Here is a 21,829-nt window from a genome sequence, read left to right as displayed (position 1 = left end):
GCCTTTTCGACTACCTTCAGATAGTTGTGCGTTGCCGTCAGTCAGTGGCCAGCCTTGTGACTGGTAGCGGCTGAGAAGAATCAAATTGTTAAGTGACCAGAGGAATTTTCGATGAGCAGCATTCCATCCGAACTGCGTTATGTACGTTCCCATGAGTGGATCCGAATCGAAGAAGACGGTACTGCCACCATCGGTATTACCGATCACGCCCAGGAAGCTCTGGGTGATGTTGTGTTCGTTGAGCTGCCAGAAGTGGGGTCTATTCTGGCTGCTGAAGATGAAGCGGGTGTGGTTGAGTCCGTAAAAGCCGCTTCTGACCTCTATGCACCCATCTCTGGTGAAGTTATTGCCATTAACGAAGCGCTGGAAGAGGCACCTGAAACAGTGAACGGCGCACCCTACGATGAAGGTTGGTTCTTCAAGGTCAAGATCACCGACGAAGGTCAGCTGAGCGAACTGTTGGATGCTGAAGCCTACTCAGAATTCGTAGAGTCCGAGGCCTGATACAGGGCCGGGTTTGACGTTTCAAAATGAATGATGATCAGCTGCTGCGCTACAGCCGACAAATACTTTTGCCTCAGATCGATATTGAGGGGCAGGAGCGCCTGCTCAACGCCCATATAGTGATTGTTGGTATTGGCGGGTTGGGCTGTCCGGCAGCCATGTATCTTGCAGCAGCCGGAATCGGAAGACTGACTCTTATTGACCCGGATGTGGTGGATGCCACCAACCTGCAAAGACAAATTGCCTTCTCTACCGATGATATCGGACAATTTAAAGTGCATGCAGCGGCGGCAAGAATCAGCGCCATGAACCCGGGTGTTGAACTAGACCTCATTCCCAAAAAGCTTACAGAGCAGGAATTACTGAGTCTGCTGGAGAACAGCGATCTGGTTCTTGATGCTACTGATAACTTTGACAGCCGATTCATGGTGAATCGTTGCAGCGTTCGTTTGGGAGTGCCACTGGTCACGGGTGCAGCTATTCGCCTTAATGGCCAGTTAACGGTATTTGATCGCTGGCAGGAAAATGCACCTTGTTATCGTTGCCTTTACCCAGAAAAGGTAGCTGAAGAACTCAGCTGTTCGGAATCAGGCATTCTGGGACCTGTAGTGGGAACGATCGGTACCATGCAGGCACTGGAGGCGGTCAAGCTTCTAACAGGAGCGGGTAAAACATTGAATGGCAGACTGTTGATGTTTGATGCTGCCAGTATGGAATGGCAAAGCCTTCAGCTGATTGCCGATCCGGATTGTCCGGTGTGTGGCCAGGGAGAGAAGAAGGGCTGAGAGTTTCAGCCCTGATAGTTTTTCACTTCACTGAGCAGACGTTTTTTGTGCTCATTGTCAAGTTCATTCCAGTGGGCCCCGATTAAAGCACCTTCCATTGCATAAAGCAGTACTTTTGATACTTTAAAGCCTCTGTCTCTGACTTTGCAGTAGGCTGCCACGGCGCCTACTTCATGAAGCTGTTCAAGAGTTCGAATACCCACAGCGTTAAGCCACTGCACTGAAGTTTTACCAAGATTTTTTAATTCGATCAGGTCAGTTGCCATACCGGTTTTCCAAATCGTCCCAAGCGTCCATGGAGGGTGTGCTTGATATTTTTCTGAAAGTCAGAGGGAAATTTCTTTTAATGAGTTTAATGATAGACGAGTCTTTGAAGCTGCTCAGAAAACGGCAGCCGAAGAAGGAAAAATAGATCAATTCAATTCAATTGAATCGACAGGTCAGTGAGCAGTTTTTCACGCCAATGCTTACAGGTTGTATTGAGTACTATAGTGTGCTCTTTTTCCTGATCCGAGAGCGGTTCCTCCCACTGACGTTGCTGTTTGATCAGACCTATGGTCGCCTCGGAAGCATCGGTGTTGTTGAATTGACGTTTAATAATTCGGCGTTTAAGAACATCATCGGGTGCCATGCATTTGACAATAAAATAAGGGTATTGAAGTTCGATGGCAGGCTGGCAACATAACGCTCTTTCCTTAAATTTGAGAGAAGCGCCATCAATAACAACAGAAATACCCTGACTTAACAGAGAGCGAGCGGCTTCCTGAATGGTTAAATAAGTTTTTTGGGTGGCGTCCTGTGTATAAATACTCAGCCCGGCTTCATGGCTCGATGCTTCAGGCTTGAGACCAAATAATCTTTTCCGCTCGATATCTGTTCTCAGCATGATGCAGTTGGCGTGTTTCACCAGTTCCCGACCTGCTGATGTTTTTCCGGAACCCGATAGTCCCTGCATAATGGCAAGAAATGGTTTTTTAGTCTGGCAATAGCTTTCAGCCAAATTGGCATACAGGCGATATTCAGCAAGCGCTTGTGATGTCAGTTGATCGTTAAGATCATCATACGATCGGAGCAAGACGATCCTGGCTTGAACCAGTGCTTGGTAGACCCTGTAAAAACTTAATAAACCCAGGCCCCGAAAGTCCCCGCTGATATCCATATATTTATTAACGACAAAAAAAGTTAACTCACAGAGCCCTCTGGCATCCATATTCACACAGAGGAAGCCAAGATCAGCCATGGAGTCGGTGCCGCCCTCCCGTTCTCGAATCAGGGGCCGCAATGCTTGATAGCGGTCCGAGGACCACTTTTCCACTCTGGCAAGCTGCGCAATATCTTCTTCCTGATCCAGCAAAGGTCTTATCTGATCGAAGTTTTGAGCTACCGGAAACCAGACGTGCTCTTCAGAGCCAGGGTGCTGATGGGTAGTAATGACTTCAATTTCCTGATGAAAATAAGCCAGTTGCACGGCCATATCCAGCAAAGGTTCGAGAGTTAATTGTCCCGATAAGCTGAGGGCGTCCAGCCAGTTCTCCTTTAGAAATGGGGGCATCGCTATAACATTCGATAGATTGGGAATGGTCACTGAGTATAGGCAGAGGGCTTGATTAAAGCCTCAATAAAGGAAAATTAAACGCAGGGGTTGTGGTAAACATCATAACTGGAAGCAATACTTTTTACTGATTGCGCCGTGGGAAAGTAATCCGAGATAAAAACACGGCAAACCATAGAGCTATTGCGGAAAGCTATGGCGTATAATCTCGCACCATGGTCACAAAGAAAAAAACACCGTCCCGAGGCAAGCAGTCGTCAGGACGAAAGAAGAAAGCCCAGAATGCAGGGGGGCTCAGGCGCTGGTTTCCGGTTCTGGTAAAGCTGGGAGTAGTCGGCCTGATTTTGCTTGCTGCCTATTCGGTTTATCTGGACGCTGTTGTTACTCAAAAGTTTGAAGGCAAGAAATGGGCGATTCCTGCCCAGGTGTATTCTCGCCCTCTGGAGCTTTATGAGGGACAGCTCCTCAACCCGAATGAGCTGCAGGCTCAACTTCGCCGCCAGGGTTATCAGGCCGTCAGAGATGTCAGGCGACCCGGTACCTTTGCCCGCTCCGGGAATCGTTTCACTATTTACAGCAGGGGTTTTCATTTCCCGGATGGTGCTGAACCTTCCCGTTATGCCAGTGTCGTATTTTCTGGTAATGAAGTCGTCAGTCTTAGAGGAAAAGCCGCCGAAAATATTCCATTGCTAAGATTGGACCCTCAACTGATAGGAGGCATTTATCCCTCAACCTTTGAGGATCGCATTCTTATCCGAGAATCCCAGGCACCAAAGCATCTGACCAAAGCCTTGTTAGCGATAGAAGACAAGAATTTTTATGACCACTGGGGGATTTCACCGAGCTCGATAGCCAGAGCATTTCTGGTCAATCTGAGAGCAGGAGGGGTCATACAGGGTGGGAGCACACTGACTCAGCAGCTGGTCAAAAACTTTTATTTGAGCAATGAACGAACCCTGACCCGAAAAATCAATGAAGCGATCATGTCGGTGCTACTGGACTTTCATTATTCTAAAGATGACATTCTGGAAACCTATTTGAATGAAGTATACCTGGGGCAGCACGGTCGGCGGGCTATTCACGGCTTTGGTCTGGCCAGTCATTTCTACTTTGCTCAGCCCATTCAGGAGCTAAGTACTGCCCGTGTTGCTCTGCTGGTGGGGCTGGTTAAAGGTCCCTCCTATTACGATCCAAGACGTTTTCCCGGAAGAGCAAAGGAGCGCAGAAATCTGGTACTCGATGTGATGGCAGATGAAGGCGTTGTGTCTCGCTCTGAAGCTGAACGATCCAAAAAACTGCCTTTGGGCGTTGTGACCCGTGAACAGCTTAATACCAGTGCTTATCCCGCGTACATTGATATGGTGAAAAAACAGCTCAGGGAAGATTACGACGAACGTGATCTTACCTCGGAAGGCCTCAGAATTTTTACCAATATGGACCCCATTATCCAGCGTTTTGCGCAGGCAAGTATGACTGATACTGTGGATCAACTTGAAAAAGATAATCCTGATCTGCAGGGAGCCATGGTGGTGACCTCCGCCCAGACCGGCGATCTTCTGGCGGTAGTAGGCGACAAAAATCCGGGTTATGTCGGTTTTAACCGGGCTCTGGATGCACGGCGCCCTGTAGGCTCATTGCTTAAGCCAGCAATCTATCTGACGGGGCTGGAGCAGCCTTCGCGCTATACGTTAACGACACCTGTCAATGATTCTCCTATCCAGGTAGATGACGGACAGGGCGGACTCTGGAAGCCTGCCAATTACGATGGCAAGTCCAGAGGCATAGTGCCTTTGCAAGAGGCACTGGCCAGGTCTTACAATCAGGCGGCAATCCAGACCGGTATGGCTCTGGGTCTGAATAATGTTCTGAACACTATTGAGCGTTTGGGGATTGAGAAAAACCTGCCACCCTATCCCTCCGTCATGTTGGGAGCCGCATCCCTTTCCCTTATGGATGTCGCCTCCATGTACCAGACCATCGCCAGTGGCGGCTTCAGGATGCCATTGCGGGCCATTGATGCGGTAGTGGATGCCCGTGGACAACCCCTGAGGCGCTACAGTCTCTCGGTTGAGAGAGCTTTCGACTCTGCTCCTATGGAGCTTTTGCGACATGCCATGGGTCAGGTCATGAGAGAAGGTACCGGGCGTCGTGCATACTGGAGTATCAGTCAGGATATTCAGTTAGCAGGAAAGAGTGGCACCACCAATGACCTGAGAGACAGCTGGTTTGCGGGTTTTACCGGAAATCTGATGGCAGTGGCCTGGTTAGGGAATGACGACAACAGTCCGACCAACCTGACTGGCAGTAGTGGTGCTCTCAGAGTCTGGACACGTCTTATGCAACAGGTGCCAATCAAGTCGGTGCAGCCTTTGAACAGTGAACAGATTGAGTACGTCTGGACAAAACCGGCAGAAAATGTAAGAACAGGGAAGAGCTGTGAGGGAGCGGTAAAAGTCCCTTATATAAAGGGTTCAGAGCCCGAGGATTATCAGGGCTGTGGTCGAACTGTGATTGAGCCCGCCAAAACTCTGTTTGATTCTATAAAATCATGGTTTGAGTGAATGCCTGTAGCGAGACAAAAGTGAAACGATTAATACCTCTGCTCTTTGCAGTCCTCTTAACAGGGTGTTCTGGTATGGGTCATGTGACGTATATGCCACCCTCAGATGTAGAAACTACTTCTCCTCATGGGAGTCGAACGGATGCTGTTGGTATTCTGCTGGATCAGGCATCGAGTGCCATGGCGGAAAATGATCTGAACACTGCTGAAAGTTCCCTGTCCAGAGCCATGAGAATCAGTCCAACCGATCCATCGGTGTATTTCCTGTTGGCGCAACTCAGGAAAAAACAGGGACATTATGGTCAGGCCCGAGAGCTGGCAGACAGAGCTCTGAGTCTGGGGCCGGAATCAGGTCTTAGACGACAGATTAGTAGCTTTCTGACTTCACTCGATTAAAGCGAACGTATTCAGGGAAGTCGCGTGCACTTATCGTTTGAATCCACCGTTGCATAACCCTCTTTGGAGCGGAGAGGATGTCAATCAATTTTCATAGTAAAATACGGTTTGGGTTTTCATGGTAAAAGACAGTTGATGAGTACAGAAGTAAGAGAACTATTGATAGCTCTTGAAGCAGAGTTAAAAAGACTGGACTGCTGGCAGGCTTCGCCACCTTCAGCTCAGGCGCTGGCCAGTACAACGCCTTTTTGTATGGATACCATGGGATTTACTCAGTGGCTGCAATGGCTGTTTATTCCCCGGGTCCATGCCATTCTTGATCAGGGGGCTGACTTGCCAAAAGGCTCGAACATCAAGCCTTATGCAGAAGAAGCTCTGATGGTGGAGAAAATAGAAGCCACTCATTTACTGGTGCTGGTGGAGCGGTTTGACTGTTTGATGAATTGATTTGGATCGCAGGTCAGATGAATACAGACAAAGCGGGAGACAGTATTCATCTGAAGGACTTTAAACCGTCATCAGTCGTCTGACTTCCTTTTCATTCATCTCACTGCCTACCCCTGACAGTACCAGTTCACCACGATCCAGTACGGCATATTGATCTGCCAGATCCCGGGCAAATTCAAAGTATTGTTCTACCAGCAGTATGGCCATTTCTCCCCTGTCCCTGAGCATTCCTATGACGGATTGAATATCTTTGATGATGGAAGGCTGAATGCCTTCGGTTGGTTCATCAAGAATTAATAACTCCGGTTGGGTGACCAGTGCCCGGGCAATAGCCAGTTGCTGTTGTTGGCCACCCGAGAGGTCGCCTCCACGACGATGTCTCATCTCCAGCAAGGCAGGAAAAAGGTCGTATATTTCCCGATCAACTCTCCGCTGAGGACGCGGCAGACAGGCAAATCCTGTTTCCAGATTTTCCTGAACCGTGAGCAGAGGGAAAATCTGTCGACCCTGGGGTACGTAAGCAATTCCCTGACGGGCCCGCTGGTGTGAAGTCAGATTATTGATGGACTGACCCTTCCAGAGTATCTGCCCGGACGAGGCTGAAACTCGCCCGGCAACAGTATTCATTAATGTGGTTTTACCCACACCGTTGCGACCCATAATACTGGTGACCTGACCTTTATCCGCTGTCAGGGAGACAGACTTCAGTGCCTGACTGGCACCGTAAAAAACATCTATGTTCTGAACTTCAAGCATATTATTCTCCAGCACAGCGCTGCTTTTTGGCCTCAGGCTATCTCCCCAGATAGACGTCGATGACTTTTTGATCTTGCTGAACATGATCCAGCGACCCTTCTGCCAGGACACTGCCTTCGTGAAGTACCAGAACCTTACAGTCAAGCGCTTTGATAAAGGCCATGTCATGCTCGACGACCACGACGCTTCGCTCTTCAGACAATTCTCGAAGCAGGTCAGCGGTTCTGAAGGTTTCTTCATCTGTCATACCGGCTGCAGGCTCATCAATCAGAAGAAGCTCGGGGTCCTGAAGCAATAACATACCGATTTCAAGCCACTGCTTCTGACCGTGAGACAGGGATGCTCCAATAAAGTCACGGCGATCCTGAAGGCGGATTCTGCCGAGTGTTTTGTCAATCTTTCTATGACCCTCTGCAGAAAGTGCTTTGAACATAGACTCAAAAGGTGAACGACGACCTTTAAGAGCCAGCTCCAGATTTTCCCAGACCGTCAGGCTCTCGATGACAGAAGGTTTCTGAAACTTTCGGCCAATTCCCAGATTGGCCACTTCTGCTTCATCGTGTTGTGTGAGATTGATAGAACCTCTTGAAAGCCTTGAGCGGCTCTTGTTAAGCAGCCTTGAGCGGCTCTTATTAAGCAGCCTTGAGCGGCTCTTATTAAAGAGCACCTCTCCGCTATCAGGTCGGGTTTTACCAGTGATGACGTCCATCATGGTGCTTTTACCGGCACCATTAGGGCCAATGATGGCCCTGAGTTCACACTGGTTGATTAAAAAAGACAGGCTGTTCAGGGCTTTGAAGCCATCAAAGCTGACTGTCACATTGTCAAGATAGAGAAGAGTGTTATCCGATATATGCTTATCAACCACGATCGGCTACCTCCTGTTCCCGAGTCCGGGCTGATGGTTTCAAAAACTTTTCACGAACTTGACTGAATAAACCAACAACGCCCTTGGGTAACCAGAGTGTTGTGACGACAAACAGTGCACCCAGTGCAAACAGCCAGGCATCGGGCATCGCTCCGGTAAACCAGGTTTTGGCATAATTAACGAGCAGTGCGCCTATGATTGCACCATAGAGTGTTCCTCTGCCACCAACGGCCACCCAGATCACCAGTTCAATAGAGTTGACGGGGGAGAACTCACCCGGATTAATAATGCCTACCTGTGGCACATAAAGTGCGCCTGCAATGCCGGCCAACACAGCAGAAACCACAAAAGCAACCAGCTTGTAATGTTCAACCCGATAACCCATAAAGCGGGTTCTGCTTTCGGCATCTCTGACAGCCATCAGAACTCTTCCGTAACGGGAATTCACCAGCCATCGACAAATCAGGTAGCCCAGTCCCAGGGCCAGCGCTGAAAACATCAACAGAGCGACACGGGTTGTATCACTTTGCAGGCTGAAGCCCAGAATATCTTTAAAGTCGGTCAGGCCATTGTTGCCACCAAAACCGAAATCATTCTGGAAGAACATCAGCATCAGGGCATAAGTCAGTGCCTGAGTAATGATGGACAGATAGACGCCGGTGACTCTGGAACGGAATGCCAGCCAGCCAAACAGGAAAGCGAGAATGCCGGGAACCACAGCCACCATCACAATAGTAAACAAGAAAGAATCAAAACCCTGCCAGTACCAGGGCAGTTCCTGCCAGCTTAAAAACACCATGAAGTCCGGCAGCTCAGGATTGCCATAGACACCACGGTCACCAATCTGACGCATCAGGTACATCCCCATGGCATAGCCACCGAGGGCAAAAAAGGCACCATGGCCGAGACTGAGGATGCCGCAATAACCCCAGACCAGATCGAGAGCCAAGGCCAGAAGGCCGAGACAGAGATATTTTCCAAGCAGTGTGACGGTATAACTGCTGACATGCAGGGCAGAGCCTTCAGGTGCCAGAAGGTTGAGCCCGGAGACCATGATGCTAATGACAAAAACCGCTATCAAAAGCCATTTGCCTGCTGGGTCGTCCAGAAGAAAACGACTGAGAGGACCTTTTCCATGCATCTTTTGCCTATGGCTGTTTTTTGGCTCATGGCTCTTTGACGACAATGTTACAGAACTCACGGATCAATCCTCCACCGCACGACCCTTGAGGGCGAACAGGCCTTTGGGTCTTTTCTGAATAAACAGAATAATGAAAATCAGTACCAGGATTTTGGCAACGACTGCACCTGCCCAGGGTTCCAGCAACTTATTGACGACACCCAGGCTCATGGCTGCCACCAGTGTGCCCCAGAGATTTCCAACACCACCAAAGACCACCACCATGAAAGAGTCGATGATGTAGTTCTGGCCGAGATTTGGACCCACATTGGTTAACTGGGACAGGGCAACACCAGCAACGCCGGCAATACCGGAACCAAGGCCAAAGGTCAGTGCGTCAATACGGTGGGTGGGAATACCCATAGAGTTGGCCATGGCGCGATTCTGGGTAACTGCCCGCACATTCAAACCAAATCGGGTGTAGCGCAGGATAAACAACAGAGTCAGAAAGACGGCCAGACTGAAGCCAATGATGTAGACTCGGTTCCAGGTCAGAGATAAAGCTTCATTGATCACCCAGGAGCCGCTTAACCATTCCGGTGTTGAGACTGCCTGGTTCAGGGGAGAGAAGACGGTTCTTACGGCCTGTTGCAGTATCAGACTGATACCAAAAGTGGCCAGAAGCGTTTCCAGTGGGCGACCATAAAGGTGACGTATGACCAGTCGCTCAATCAAAATACCGACGGTACCAGCAACAACAAAGGCGGCAGGAATGGCAATAAACAGAGATTGTTCCAAGAATGATGGAAAAGCTGATTGAATGACAAAAGTCGTATAAGCGCCAAGCATCATCATTTCGCCATGGGCCATGTTGATAACCCCCATAACACCAAAAGTGATCGCCAGACCAATGGCAGCCAGAAGTAATACCGAACCCAGACTCAAGCCAAAGAAAACACTTTCTATTGCGGAGTAGTATTCCTGTCTTCGATCCATGTCGGCCAGTGCGGTGTCTATGCCCAGAAGAATTTCTTTGTTCTTAGTCTCTGTTTTCGCTGATTCCAATACTGAACGAACGAAAGGGTCATCAGACTCAGACAGAATTTCAAGGCTTTGGAGCTTGAGTTCATCACTACCCTGTTGGATCTGATATAAGGCAACCGCTGTTGTCAGAGCTGAATGAACATCCTCATCGGACTCCTTCTCCAGCATGGTTTTGAGAATGGCCAATGTGTCAGCCTGAAGGTTTCTGGATGTTTCCTTAACTGCCTGAAGGCGCTTTTCCGGGTCTTCAGACTTGAGGTCCCAGAGAGCCAGAGCGGTTCTGATGGAGTTTCGCAGCCAGTTATTGATTCTGATTTTTTTCAAGCTGCGCTTTTTGACTTCACCCAGGGCTTCATCGGTAATCGGGTCAGCAATGAGATACAGTCGACCTGACTTATTGCCCGTGACCAGACGACCCGTGCTCTTTTCAATAAACAGTTGGCCAGATAACCAGAGGGTTAACAGTTTCTGGCTTTTATCATCACCTTTGGCAGAGAGATGGGTTACGGTGGTCTCCAGTTTGTCCCATGACTTCTCACTCAATTGTCTGGCCAGCTCTTCATTGCTTGTGGTGTTGCTATTGGCCAGAGCCTGTGAGGATGAGACAAAGACAAAAAGAAGACAGAGGCATACTAAAGGCAATACTTGCCAGAGTCTCCAGGTCATAAAATTTCCAGTGAATAACTATGTGTTGGCCTGTCTTGTATTGGACAGGCGTTTGGTGATGGCATGAAAAAACTAACTTCTCATGCCATGTGATACCAATCGAACTTTCTAACTCCCTATTGCGCTGAAGATTTGGGCTTTAATCCTGCGTTGGCGATCGTCGCCTTGTCTTAAGGCTCAAATCTCCATGCTCATTACGGGAGTTAGAGAGCACGATTGCTATGACTTCAACAAAAGACGACTAATCAGTAGTTCTGACCAGAGCAGACACCTGATTCCAGGTTGTAGTTGCCACACTTGATCGGGGCTGACCAGTCAGCAACAATTTTCGAGCTTTCGGGCAGATATTGAGTCCAGGCATCACCAATGACGCCCCCTTTGGTTTCCCAGACAATTTCAAACTGGCCATCGTCCTGAATTTCGCCAATCAATACCGGTTTGGTCAGGTGATGGTTGGTGTTCATCACAGCAATACCACCCGTCAGGTTGGGAACAGTGATGCCATACATGGCCGAACGGACGGCATCAACGCTGGTGGTTCTTGCTTTTTCAACGGCTTTTGTCCACATGTTGAAGCCAATATAAGTGGCTTCCATTGGATCATTGGCAACACGCTCTTCATTCTTGGTAAAGGTCTGCCAGGTTTCGATGAACTCATCGTTGATATCACTCTCGGCACTCATAAAGTAGTTCCAGGCTGCCAGGTGGCCTACCAGAGGTGCAGTATCTATACCTGACAGCTCTTCTTCACCAACAGAGAAGGCAATCACCGGAATCTGTTCAGCAGCAATGCCCTGATTAGCCAGTTCTTTATAGAAAGGTACGTTGGCGTCGCCATTAATGGTGGAAATAACCGCCGTTTTTTTACCAGCTTTACCAAACTTCTTGATATCAGAAACAATGGTCTGCCAGTCAGAGTGACCAAAAGGCGTGTAATTGATCATGATGTCCGACTCTTTGATACCCTTGCTCTTCAGGTAGGATTCCAGAATCTTGTTGGTGGTTCTCGGGTAGACGTAATCAGTACCGGCCAGAACAAAACGTTTGACGCTGCCGCCCTCTGAACTCATTAGATAATCAACCGCAGGAATAGCCTGCTGGTTAGGCGCTGCGCCGGTGTAGAAAACGTTTTTGGATGACTCTTGTCCCTCATACTGAACCGGGTAGAACATCAGGCCGTTTAACTCTTCAACCACTGGCAGAACTGATTTTCTGGATACGGAAGTCCAACCGCCAAAAATGACATCGACTTTTTCTTTTGCCAGCAGCTCACGCGCTTTTTCTGCAAACAGAGGCCAGTCAGAGGCAGGATCAACAACAACCGCTTCGAGTTTCTTACCCAGTAGTCCACCTTTCTTATTCTGCTCGTCCACCATCATTAAAACAGTGTCTTTTAATGTGGTTTCACTGATCGCCATGGTGCCTGACAGAGAATGTAAAACACCTACCTTGATGGTCTCTGCAGCCTGGGATATGACCGAAAAAGAGAGGGCGGCGGTTGCTGCAGAAGCTACAACCAGGCCCTTCGAGAGTTTTTTGAGGGAGCTCTTCATAGTTTTTATTAATCCTGTTTTTTATCCTTATGTGCGACAGTGTGACAGCAATGTGCATGCCAATATATTATGTAACTGTCGTTCATTAGGAAAAGCTCTCACTTCTAACAGTTGAGTTAGAGTTAATTTCTTAATATCGTCTTGACAGTAGATGCCTTATTTCAGAACATCCTCGATCACCAATATGGTGCCTATGTATTTTTTTGGTGCTATTTAAGCTGACTTTATGGTCAAGAATGTCAGCAGTCGTATAAAAATAAAATGGAACATCTTTTGCAGGCCAGAGATGACCTTTAACAGTAAGGGCAGAAGTATGGGGCTGGCATTCAATCGACACTCTATCCCGCGATCCAACCCGGATACTGATTCCGATCAGGGTGACGTTGCGTCCGGAGACAGCGGCTGGCGTGCCGGAATTGCTGTGGAGCTGAAATACATGGACGGCCATACCCGCATGGGCCGCACGCGCCATTATGGTCCCCTGCGGATTCAACGTCCGTTCTGGCCAGAAGGTAAAGACCTGGCGCATCTCTATATTCTTCACCCGCCAGGAGGGTTGGTGGCCGGTGATGAGCTGATTCAGAGTTTTGAAGCCCACTCTGGTGCATCCGGACTGGTGACTACTCCTGCTGCAGGGAAAGTCTACTTTAATGGTAATGGCCGTCTTCAGAAACAGCTGACGTCCATGGTCGTTCAAGACAATGCCTGTCTTGAATGGTTGCCTCAGGAAACTATTATTTTCAATGGTGCAGAAGCGGAACTGAATACATCCATTGAGTTGAACGGCAATGGCTGCTACGCAGGCTGGGATATCGTTTGTCTTGGTCGTAAAGCCAGTGGCGAAGCCTTTGAGCAGGGCAGGGTGATCCAGAATCTTCACCTCACTCGTAACGATCAGCCACTTTATCGAGAAAGGCTGGAGCTGGCAGCGGGCTCACCTCTTGCTCAGTCCGTTCTTGGTCTTAATGGCCAGCATGTATTCGGTACACTGCTCATGACCTTTGAACAAGACCCCGGTTGTGATCATCTGCATGAAAGGCTGGAAGCCTGCGGAGGCTCTAAATGTACAGCCATTACCTGGCGAAACGGGGTTTTTATTGCTCGCTATCTGGGCAGCTCACCTGAACAGGCCAGAACACTGTTTACCTGGCTTTGGAATGAGCTTCGTGGCCAATTGAATGGCCGGAAAGGTTGCAAGCCCAGAATCTGGAATACCTGATTGTTGATGCCTATAACCTACCAATAGCGCATTAAAAGACCACAAGGATAAATTGGAGGGCTCTCATGGAGCTGACCCCCAGAGAAAAAGACAAATTGCTGTTATACACAGCGGCACTGGTTGCTGAACGTCGCCTTGGCAGGGGAGTAAAGCTGAATTACCCGGAGTCCATTGCGCTGATTTCGATGCACATAATGGAGGGCGCCAGAGACGGCAAGACAGTTGCTCAGCTGATGAATGAAGGGCGTGAAATCCTGACTCGTGACCATGTCATGGAAGGCATTCCCGAGATGATTCATGAAGTTCAGGTAGAAGCCACCTTTCCGGACGGCACCAAACTGGTGACGGTTCACAATCCCATTGCGTAGAGCAGGAGGTTTTATGATTCCAGGAGAGGTCATTGCCTGCGAAGAGGCAATCGAGATTAATAAAGGGCGGGAGACCTGCGTTGTCTCCGTGGCCAATACTGGCGACAGGCCAGTACAGGTTGGTTCTCATTATCATTTCTATGAAGTGAACCCGGCACTGGCTTTTGATCGGGAATCCACTCTCGGTTTCCGGTTGAATATCCCGGCAGGAACCGCTGTCCGTTTTGAGCCTGGTCAGGATCGACAGGTTGAATTGGTGCGTTTTGCCGGAGAAGGCAAAATCTATGGTTTCCGTGGTGATGTCATGGGTGAGCTTGAGCAGGGAGATAAATAATGGCCAGAATGGAACGTCAAACCTATGTGGACATGTTTGGTCCGACTGTAGGCGACAAAGTACGTCTTGGTGACACGGATCTGTTCATCAGTCCGGAGAAAGACTTTACCGTTTATGGCGACGAAGTGAAGTTTGGAGGCGGCAAGGTTATTCGTGACGGTATGGGCCAGAGTCAGAGAACAGGTGCTGATGTTGTGGATACGGTCATCACCAATGCTCTGATTCTGGATCACTGGGGCATCGTAAAAGCGGATATTGGCATTAAAAACGGCCGGATAGAAAAGATAGGCAAGGCCGGCAACCCCGACGTGCAGGCCGGAGTCGACATCATTATTGGTCCCGGCACCGAAGTGATTGCCGGCGAAGGTCAGGTTGTCACTGCGGGGGGGATTGATGCCCATATCCACTTCATCTGCCCCCAACAGATAGAAGAAGCCCTGGCTTCCGGGGTCACCACCATGCTCGGTGGCGGCACCGGACCTGCTACAGGGAGCAATGCGACAACCTGTACACCCGGTGAGTGGCATATGAGTTCCATGCTGCAGGCTGTGGACAGTTTACCTATGAATATCGGTTTTCTTGGCAAAGGCAACGCCAGCATACCCGCAGCACTGGAAGAGCAGGTTCTGGCGGGAGCCATGGGGCTCAAGCTTCATGAAGACTGGGGGACCACTCCAGCCTCTATTGACTGTTGCCTTGGAGTGGCAGAGAAATACGACATTCAGGTAGCTATTCACACCGACACCCTGAATGAATCCGGCTTTGTTGAAGATACTATTGCCGCATTTAAGGGCAGAGTTATCCACACCTATCATACCGAGGGTGCCGGAGGCGGACATGCTCCCGATATTATCAAGGCCTGTGGTGAAGACTTTGTCCTTCCGTCGTCTACCAACCCGACACGTCCATACACCATCAACACGGTTGATGAGCATCTGGATATGCTGATGGTTTGTCACCATCTCGATCCGAACATTCCTGAAGATGTGGCTTTTGCCGACTCCCGCATTCGTCGAGAAACCATTGCAGCAGAAGATATTCTACATGACCTGGGCGCTTTCTCGATGATTGCTTCGGACTCCCAGGCCATGGGGCGGGTCGGTGAAGTGGTTTGTCGTACCTGGCAGACGGCTCATAAAATGAAAGTTCAACGGGGATTATTGCCTGAAGACTCATCGGCGGGTGTGGATAACTTCAGGGCACGCCGTTATGTGGCGAAATACACCATGAATCCGGCAATAACCCATGGTATTTCTCATGAAGTGGGCTCTGTCGAGCCGGGTAAGCTGGCTGACCTGGTGCTTTGGAAACCGGCATTCTTTGGCACTAAACCTTCTCTGGTATTAAAGGGTGGAGCGATTGCCATGGCACCTATGGGTGATCCCAATGCGTCTATCCCGACACCACAACCGGTTCATTACCGACCCATGTTTGGGGCTCTGGGTAAAACCGTTTCTGCTACCTCTCTTTCGTTTGTTTCGCAGGCCGCTTTTGAAAACGACATTGGCCGTAAATTAGGATTGAATAAAGTCGTTTCTGCGGTAAAAAATACCCGAACGATTCGCAAGAAAGATATGTTGCTGAACACCTGGCAGCCCCATATGGAAGTGAATCCAGAGACCTATGAAGTGCGTGCCGATGGCGAGCTGCTGGTCTGTGAACCGGCCAAAGTCGTACCTCTGGCACAGCGCTACTTTCTTTTTTAATCATTTTTTACCTGAACCTGCGTAAAGCATCGCCCAATCGGGCGGTGATATAAGCAACAAGCCCGTGTAGGGCTTGCAGAACCGGAATCCTTAATTATTTACAGGCGCTTATCGTTTCTGTAATATTCCTGCCATGAAAACTAAATGTGCCTACAAAGAACGATTCTACCCAACGCCGGAACAGGAAATACTTCTTGCCCAGTCGTTTGGTTGCGCCCGTTTTGTCTATAACAACACCCTCCGTTTTCGCACTGATGCCTACTACAAAGACGGGCAATCTATCTCCCATTCCGAGGCAGAAAAGCGGCTTGTGTCGCTCAAGACAGAGTTCCCATTTCTGGCAGATGTATCCAGTGTCATCCTACAACAAACACTCAGGGATCAGCAGGAAGCCTTCAAGAACTTTTGGGCTGGCAGGGCGAAATACCCTAAGTTCAAAAAAAGACATTCAAGACAAAGTATGCGGCTGACAAAGGCTGCTTTCAGCGTTAAAAACGGTCACCTGTTTATAGCCAAAAGCAAAGAGCCTCTGAACATCCGCTGGAGCAGAGAACTGTCTTCTGAGCCTTCCAGTGTCACTATCAGCAAAGATCGGGCAGGCCGGTACTTTGTTTCTATGTTGTGCGAATTTGAAGCTAAAGCAATGCCTATTAGAAATAAGACAGTGGGCATTGATTTAGGTTTGAATGATCTGTTCATCACTTCAGACGGTGAAAAATCCGGTAATCCAAGGCACACCAAACGCTACGAGCGAAAGCTCGCCTACCTTCAGCGTCAGTTGTCGAAAAAGCAGAAAGGCAGCAGCAACAGAGCTAAAGCAAAGCTCAAGGTTGCTCGTATCCATGCAAAAATTGCCGATTGCCGGATGGATGCTACTCACAAGGCATCCCGCGAATTTATAGACGAGAACCAAGTTGTTTGCGTAGAGTCTCTGAACGTGAAGGGTATGATTCAAAATCCAAAGCTGGCCAAGCACATAGCCGATGCAAACTGGGGAGAATTTGTCCGACAGTTGCAATACAAGGCGGAGTGGGCAGAAAGAAAGGTTGTTCAGATTGACCGGTTCTTTCCAAGCTCCAAGCGTTGCTCCGGCTGTGGGTTTGTCCATGAAAGCTTGCCGTTGTCTATTCGTGAATGGGAGTGTCCAGAGTGCCGCACTCATCACGACCGGGACATTAACGCAGCAAAGAATATCAAAACCGCCGGGCTGGCGGAGTTAGCCTGTGGAGCGACTGGAACGGGGATGGCTGCGAAAGCAACCATCTAGGGAAGGCGTGACGAAGCAGGAAGGTTCTTGGAGCGATCTAAGAACCCTCGCCCGATAGGGCGGGGAGTGTCAGAATAAATAGCCCAAAGCCAATCAAGCAAAGGAAAATAAGAAATGCTGAAGTTAACCAGGCGCCTGCAGGAAACTGATGTTCAGCACAATGATGAGCTATTGCTGCCATTTGATGAGCGCAAGAGAGGTCGTTTAAAAGCGACCACCCAAGGAGGAAGAGCAGCGGGAATATTCATCGAGCGCGGCGATGTTTTAAGAGACGGCACCCTGCTTCAGGCAGACAGCGGTGAAGTCGTATTGATTCGAGCCAGCGATGAAGAGGTCACAACCGCCAGTTGTGAGAATGCCCTGACGTTTGCCAAAGCCTGCTATCACCTTGGCAATCGCCATGTTCCGTTACAGATAGGTAATAACTGGCTTCGATTCCAGAAAGATCACGTTCTGGATGAAATGGTGATGTTACTGGGGCTGACGGTAGATCACACGGAAGCTCCTTTTGAGCCCGAAAGCGGTGCTTACGCCAGGGGGCATAGTCATCACCATCATCATCACCCTGGTGAGCACAGCCATGAGCCGGTAGAAAACCATGAATACTGAGGCATTACTTGGCCTTTTGCATCTATCCAGTCCAGCCCTGCCTGTTGGGGCTTTTGCTTACTCTCAGGGTCTGGAAACCGCTATTGATCGGCAATGGTGTTTTGATCGTGAGTCCACCTGCCATTGGGTCTCTCAGTTGCTCGGGCAGGGAATGGGTCGTCTTGATGTTCCGGTATTCTTTCGACTTTACGACGCTTTCCGGTCTGACGACAGGCCATCAGTTGAGCACTGGAACCGTCAATTGCTCGCCTTTCGAGAAACTCGAGAGCTTTATGATGAAGACTGTCAGGTGGGCAGGGCATTCAAAACCTGGCTGAAGTCTTTATTCCCGCAAGAATCCAGAGCGGACTGGCTGGAGATACCCTCCCAGGCAGCTATGTTTGCTTTATCGAGTTTATGTCACGGTATGGAGAAAGACATTGCCGCTATCGGACTGCTTTGGTCATGGTGCGAAAACCAGGTGACAGCAGCAACCAAGGCGGTACCCCTGGGACAGACCGATGCCCAGAAAATTTTGCACCATCTGGCCAGTGAAATTGGCCCTGTGATCGAGAGCGCCAAGACGATTCATGATCACGAATTGGGGAATAACCTGGTGCATTTCGCCATGGCCAGCAGCTGGCATGAGCACCAGTATTCAAGATTGTTCAGATCCTAGGAAGAAGAAATATGACTAGCAAGCAGACTCAAACCCTCCGCGTTGGTGTCGGTGGTCCTGTGGGGTCCGGTAAAACAGCACTGCTTACCAAACTCTGTGCATCCATGCGCCAGCATTATAATCTGGCAGTGGTGACTAATGATATTTATACGAAAGAAGACGCGCAGTTTCTGATTCGTCATGAGGCGTTGGAAGAAGATCGCATCATTGGCGTTGAAACCGGTGGATGCCCTCATACGGCTATTCGTGAAGATGCATCCATGAATCTGGCAGCGGTGGATGAGCTTTGTCAGAGACATCCGGGACTGGAAATGGTTTTGGTGGAGTCTGGTGGAGATAACCTCAGTGCAACCTTCAGCCCTGAGCTGTCCGACCTGACCATCTACGTCATTGATGTTTCCGCAGGAGACAAGATTCCTCGTAAGGGAGGGCCGGGTATTACCCGTTCTGATCTGTTGATCATCAATAAAACCGATCTTGCACCTATCGTTGGAGCCTCTCTGGAAGTCATGGACAGGGATGCAAAAAAGATGCGCGGAGATCGTCCTTTCCTGTTCACCAACCTGAAAGCGGAGCAGGGTGTCCGTGAAGTGATCGACTTTATCGTTGACAAAGGCATGCTGGAAGCGAAAATGCCTGAAAAACAGGATCACGAACCCACTGCCGTGAGCGTATAATGTCGCATATTCACCGTTTGCGGTAATAAAAATAGACAGGAGTAGTACGATATGAAAAAACTGAGAGCTGTTTCTATAGCCACTGCCGCCGTGTTGGCCTCTTCTCAGGCCTTTGCTCATCCGGGAGACCATTCAGAGGGAAGTGTTTTCTCATTGCTGATGCACTTTCTGACTGAGCCCGATCATATGGTCTTTATCGGCGTCACCGGTGCCCTGGCGTGTTTTTCCTACCGTATCTATAAAAAGATTACAGGTAAAAAACGTCAGAGTTAAATGAACGAAGCCGGGCAGTTAAGCCTGCCCGGTGGTTATTGTGGCCCTGCTCAGAAACAGAACTGTTTCATTTGCTGATGAATTCTCTCCTTCTCCCTTTCCCGGTCTTCGTCATTCAGTATTTCAAAACTGCCATCGGCTTTGTCCAGACGTACCTGATCATCACTGTCGAGTGTCTCGAGGTTGGCTGAAAGAGTCTTACAGTAAGCCAGAACTTCGGGATTTTGACGGGTTTCAGAAGGATTCTTCGGGGTGGACTCAGATTCAGCGGAAGGGGGCGGGTCTCCAGGCTCTTCTTTATGCTCGTTCACCGTTGAAATGATCTCGGTATCAACATTAACCAGTGGCGGTCTGGAGGAGTAGTGAGCTGTGCCCTTTTCATCAATCCACTTGTAAATTTTTTCTGCCTGAACGGGTAGGCTCAGGCAAGCCATCAGGAGCAGTAAAACCAGAGCTTGTATTGCTTTCATGCTGATTATCCTTAAGTGCTTGATTTATTATTGGAAACATCACCGAGCCCGGCTTTTAGCCTGATGATAGTGAGCTAAAGCTGTTTTTCTGGCTCATGATTGTTTGCAGTCATTATTCTAAATGTAAGCAATTTCTGGCAGAATATTGAAAAAGCTTTAACTTGTTGATTTATTTTAATTATTTTTATCAAGGAAAAGTGTATTTCAATGAATACACCCTCTGATATACCCTAAAAACCCTCAAAATAGCCCCAAGCCATTAGAGGGTGTCGCGAAACTCTCTCCAGCGTGAGAACGAGTTGACTCCCGTTATTCACGGCTTCATTCTCGTCATTCCCGCGAAGGCGGGAATCCACACTGACTCACCACCAGAACTATACTGCCCGTTGCCCCCCTGGCTTTGTCATCCCCGAGAAGGCAGAGACCCACTGTTGGCGCTGGATTCCCGCCTTCGCGGGAATGACGACTTCAGAGCGTGAGAAGGAGCTGTTGAAGTTTTGCGACAGCCTCAATAAACAGAGGACTCATAAACAGGCCAATCAGGCACCTCTGTTTTAATGGCGCCAGCCTCTACCAGGGCTTTGCTTCTCACATCCACACCTTCTCCCAGGACAGTGTTCTGACTGCCATCTCTGAGGGTCACTTTGCTGGTTCCATTACCATTTTTTGCTGTCACTGTGACGATGGTTTTTGCCCCTTCCGGGATCAGTGAGTCGCCCAGACAATCTGAAAGGTAGAGCAGGTTGTCGAATAAGGTGCATCCCGATATTGAGTAGGGTATACACTGCGGTCGGGCGTGACCGTCTAGCTGTATGAATGCCCGTCGTTTTGGGCGGGGAGGATGTCAACTGAAACTGACGGTTACTGATGATGTACTCGTCGTGTCCTTTAAGGAGCTATAGACGATGAAATGTCCAGCATGTTCTGGGGCCGATCTGGTGCGTGACACTCGTGATTTGCCTCACAGTTACAAAGGTGAAAGTACTTCTATCCCGGATGTTACCGGAGGTTATTGTCCGGCTTGTGGAGAGGTCGTTCTTGACGCCAGAGAATCAGAGCGGGTTAGTGCGGCGATGGTTGCTTTTAATAAACAGGTAAACGCTTCCATAGTCGACCCGGGCTTTATTGCGAATGTCCGTAAAAAGCTGACTCTTGACCAGAAAGAGGCCGGAGAGATTTTTGGTGGAGGGGGTAACGCATTTTCCCGATACGAAAATGGCAAAACCAAACCACCACTTTCACTGGTAAAACTGTTCAGACTGCTGAACAATCATCCAGAGCTTTTGTCTGAAATTCGTAGCTGAAATACTTTCTAGTTACTGTGAGACAGCCAAACGTCTTTGCTGGAAACAGGATTTTACCTGGTCGTCACGCAGGATCTCTTCATAGAGCTTTAGGTCACGGCCTCGTTGTTGTAAGACACTGTCAGGGTTGGGCAGTAACAATGTCGTATAAGCTTTGGCCATGCGTATGCCATGGTCGGCCTTTGCGATTTCCACGAGAGTTGCTTTCCCTGCCATGATAGTATCCTTCTTGGTACGGCTGTTAGTGATATTATACTGCGTGTGCAATATATCCCTATGTTAGGTGTCTTTGTACCAGTCTCTGCTACGCTGGTTACTCCATTCACAACGAGAGTAGTCCCGATGTCGTTAGAAGTCAGGATAGAGCAACTTGAGTCACATTTTGACTCACTGGATAGTGCAGTTCGTAGTCTCATTGAGATCACTGGTGATACACACCAAGAGATACTGGCAACAAGACGGGAGATGCGAGAGTACCAGCAGGAAAATCGGTTGCGCTTTGCACAGCATGACCGTGAACTCTCAGAAATTAAAACTGCGATTGGTGCGCTTACTGAAGCCACCTATGCAGGCTTTAAATGTAGCGACAAAAAAATAGAACGAATAAGGATAGATTGCGCGCAGCCGCAATCTTATCCGGTTGTTGAACAAGCCCGGATTTGACAGCCACTCGGAATGGTTTATGGGAAATAG

At 49.1% G+C, this 21,829-nt stretch carries 26 protein-coding genes; 16 read left to right on the top strand and 10 right to left on the bottom strand.

From position 1 onward, the window contains the following. The first annotated feature begins 111 nt into the window (after positions 1–111). Positions 112–504: a glycine cleavage system protein GcvH gene (gene gcvH / locus ACOMHB_RS23640; RefSeq protein ID WP_448218469.1), complete on the top strand. Its 393-nt coding sequence runs from the start codon at positions 112–114 to the stop codon at positions 502–504. A gap of 26 nt (positions 505–530) precedes the next feature. After that, on the top strand, positions 531–1,289 hold the full coding sequence (locus ACOMHB_RS23635) for a HesA/MoeB/ThiF family protein (protein WP_422412359.1): 759 nt from the start codon (positions 531–533) through the stop codon (positions 1,287–1,289). A 5-nt stretch (positions 1,290–1,294) separates the two neighbouring features. On the opposite strand, the gene ACOMHB_RS23630 is transcribed toward ACOMHB_RS23635, so the two are convergent. Further along, positions 1,295–1,555, bottom strand: a complete 261-nt coding sequence (locus tag ACOMHB_RS23630; RefSeq protein WP_422135563.1) for a TfoX/Sxy family protein — start codon at positions 1,553–1,555, stop codon at positions 1,295–1,297. A 152-nt stretch (positions 1,556–1,707) separates the two neighbouring features. Then, positions 1,708–2,841, bottom strand: a complete 1,134-nt coding sequence (locus ACOMHB_RS23625; protein WP_448218468.1) for a P-loop nucleotide/nucleoside kinase family protein — start codon at positions 2,839–2,841, stop codon at positions 1,708–1,710. 215 nt (positions 2,842–3,056) lie between these two features. On the opposite strand from ACOMHB_RS23625, the gene mrcB reads away from it, so the two are divergent. From mrcB to ACOMHB_RS23610, 3 genes are all read left to right on the top strand, one after another. Beyond that, positions 3,057–5,402 (top strand): penicillin-binding protein 1B, encoded by a 2,346-nt coding sequence (gene mrcB, locus ACOMHB_RS23620; protein ID WP_448218467.1) that lies wholly within the window; start codon positions 3,057–3,059, stop codon positions 5,400–5,402. 92 nt (positions 5,403–5,494) lie between these two features. Beyond that, positions 5,495–5,797: a tetratricopeptide repeat protein gene (locus ACOMHB_RS23615; RefSeq protein ID WP_422135560.1), complete on the top strand. Its 303-nt coding sequence runs from the start codon at positions 5,495–5,497 to the stop codon at positions 5,795–5,797. A 135-nt stretch (positions 5,798–5,932) separates the two neighbouring features. Next, positions 5,933–6,244, top strand: a complete 312-nt coding sequence (locus ACOMHB_RS23610; protein WP_422135559.1) for a YqcC family protein — start codon at positions 5,933–5,935, stop codon at positions 6,242–6,244. A gap of 60 nt (positions 6,245–6,304) precedes the next feature. Here ACOMHB_RS23610 and urtE read toward each other — a convergent pair whose 3' ends face one another. The 5 genes from urtE to urtA all read right to left on the bottom strand — a co-directional run bounded on the left by urtE (position 6,305) and on the right by urtA (position 12,251). Further along, complete coding sequence (urtE, locus tag ACOMHB_RS23605) at positions 6,305–7,000, bottom strand: urea ABC transporter ATP-binding subunit UrtE (protein WP_448218466.1); 696 nt, start codon at positions 6,998–7,000, stop codon at positions 6,305–6,307. Positions 7,001–7,037: 37 nt separating this feature from the next. After that, a complete protein-coding gene (locus tag ACOMHB_RS23600; RefSeq protein WP_448218465.1) occupies positions 7,038–7,868 on the bottom strand; it encodes an ABC transporter ATP-binding protein in 831 nt (276 codons plus the stop codon). Then, positions 7,861–9,009: an urea ABC transporter permease subunit UrtC gene (gene urtC / locus ACOMHB_RS23595; protein WP_448218669.1), complete on the bottom strand. Its 1,149-nt coding sequence runs from the start codon at positions 9,007–9,009 to the stop codon at positions 7,861–7,863. Before urtC ends, ACOMHB_RS23600 begins: the two co-directional genes overlap by 8 nt. 63 nt (positions 9,010–9,072) lie before the next feature. Continuing rightward, positions 9,073–10,698: an urea ABC transporter permease subunit UrtB gene (urtB, locus tag ACOMHB_RS23590; protein ID WP_448218464.1), complete on the bottom strand. Its 1,626-nt coding sequence runs from the start codon at positions 10,696–10,698 to the stop codon at positions 9,073–9,075. Between the two features lie 245 nt (positions 10,699–10,943). Beyond that, positions 10,944–12,251 (bottom strand): urea ABC transporter substrate-binding protein, encoded by a 1,308-nt coding sequence (gene urtA, locus ACOMHB_RS23585; protein ID WP_448218463.1) that lies wholly within the window; start codon positions 12,249–12,251, stop codon positions 10,944–10,946. 286 nt (positions 12,252–12,537) lie between these two features. Here urtA and ACOMHB_RS23580 point away from each other — a divergent pair, with 286 nt between their 5' ends. From ACOMHB_RS23580 to ACOMHB_RS23540, 9 genes are all read left to right on the top strand, one after another. Next, positions 12,538–13,470 (top strand): urease accessory protein UreD, encoded by a 933-nt coding sequence (locus tag ACOMHB_RS23580; protein ID WP_448218462.1) that lies wholly within the window; start codon positions 12,538–12,540, stop codon positions 13,468–13,470. A gap of 65 nt (positions 13,471–13,535) precedes the next feature. Further along, on the top strand, positions 13,536–13,838 hold the full coding sequence (locus tag ACOMHB_RS23575) for an urease subunit gamma (RefSeq protein WP_422135553.1): 303 nt from the start codon (positions 13,536–13,538) through the stop codon (positions 13,836–13,838). Positions 13,839–13,851: 13 nt separating this feature from the next. After that, on the top strand, positions 13,852–14,172 hold the full coding sequence (locus ACOMHB_RS23570; RefSeq protein ID WP_448218461.1) for an urease subunit beta: 321 nt from the start codon (positions 13,852–13,854) through the stop codon (positions 14,170–14,172). Next, entirely contained in the window at positions 14,172–15,878 is a 1,707-nt protein-coding gene (gene ureC / locus ACOMHB_RS23565) for an urease subunit alpha (RefSeq protein ID WP_422139067.1), read from the top strand. Before ACOMHB_RS23570 ends, ureC begins: the two co-directional genes overlap by 1 nt. A 133-nt stretch (positions 15,879–16,011) precedes the next feature. After that, a complete protein-coding gene (locus ACOMHB_RS23560; RefSeq protein ID WP_448218460.1) occupies positions 16,012–17,145 on the top strand; it encodes an RNA-guided endonuclease InsQ/TnpB family protein in 1,134 nt (377 codons plus the stop codon). Between the two features lie 114 nt (positions 17,146–17,259). Beyond that, on the top strand, positions 17,260–17,754 hold the full coding sequence (ureE, locus tag ACOMHB_RS23555; RefSeq protein WP_448218459.1) for an urease accessory protein UreE: 495 nt from the start codon (positions 17,260–17,262) through the stop codon (positions 17,752–17,754). Beyond that, on the top strand, positions 17,744–18,412 hold the full coding sequence (locus tag ACOMHB_RS23550) for an urease accessory protein UreF (RefSeq protein WP_448218458.1): 669 nt from the start codon (positions 17,744–17,746) through the stop codon (positions 18,410–18,412). The genes ureE and ACOMHB_RS23550 overlap by 11 nt, the downstream gene beginning before the upstream one ends. Positions 18,413–18,423: 11 nt before the next feature. Then, on the top strand, positions 18,424–19,089 hold the full coding sequence (gene ureG, locus ACOMHB_RS23545) for an urease accessory protein UreG (RefSeq protein ID WP_422135548.1): 666 nt from the start codon (positions 18,424–18,426) through the stop codon (positions 19,087–19,089). Between the two features lie 51 nt (positions 19,090–19,140). After that, positions 19,141–19,362: a HupE/UreJ family protein gene (locus ACOMHB_RS23540; RefSeq protein ID WP_448218457.1), complete on the top strand. Its 222-nt coding sequence runs from the start codon at positions 19,141–19,143 to the stop codon at positions 19,360–19,362. Positions 19,363–19,412: 50 nt separating this feature from the next. Here ACOMHB_RS23540 and ACOMHB_RS23535 read toward each other — a convergent pair whose 3' ends face one another. After that, positions 19,413–19,832, bottom strand: coding sequence for a DUF4124 domain-containing protein (locus tag ACOMHB_RS23535; RefSeq protein WP_448218456.1), 420 nt, complete (start codon positions 19,830–19,832; stop codon positions 19,413–19,415). Positions 19,833–20,340: 508 nt separating this feature from the next. Then, the gene (locus ACOMHB_RS23530) at positions 20,341–20,508 is read right to left on the bottom strand and encodes a hypothetical protein (RefSeq protein ID WP_448218455.1); all 168 of its coding nucleotides are present in this window, start codon (positions 20,506–20,508) and stop codon (positions 20,341–20,343) included. A gap of 229 nt (positions 20,509–20,737) precedes the next feature. Between ACOMHB_RS23530 and ACOMHB_RS23525 the strand changes: the two genes are divergently transcribed. Further along, positions 20,738–21,136, top strand: a complete 399-nt coding sequence (locus ACOMHB_RS23525; RefSeq protein WP_448218454.1) for a type II toxin-antitoxin system MqsA family antitoxin — start codon at positions 20,738–20,740, stop codon at positions 21,134–21,136. Between the two features lie 12 nt (positions 21,137–21,148). On the opposite strand, the gene ACOMHB_RS23520 is transcribed toward ACOMHB_RS23525, so the two are convergent. After that, on the bottom strand, positions 21,149–21,352 hold the full coding sequence (locus ACOMHB_RS23520; RefSeq protein WP_448218453.1) for a hypothetical protein: 204 nt from the start codon (positions 21,350–21,352) through the stop codon (positions 21,149–21,151). Between the two features lie 126 nt (positions 21,353–21,478). Between ACOMHB_RS23520 and ACOMHB_RS23515 the strand changes: the two genes are divergently transcribed. Continuing rightward, positions 21,479–21,799: a hypothetical protein gene (locus tag ACOMHB_RS23515; RefSeq protein WP_448218452.1), complete on the top strand. Its 321-nt coding sequence runs from the start codon at positions 21,479–21,481 to the stop codon at positions 21,797–21,799. The last annotated feature ends 30 nt before the right edge of the window (positions 21,800–21,829 follow it).

It is taken from the genome of Endozoicomonas sp. 2B-B, from assembly GCF_053470045.1.
This window is presented reverse-complemented; position numbering and strand designations above follow the sequence as displayed.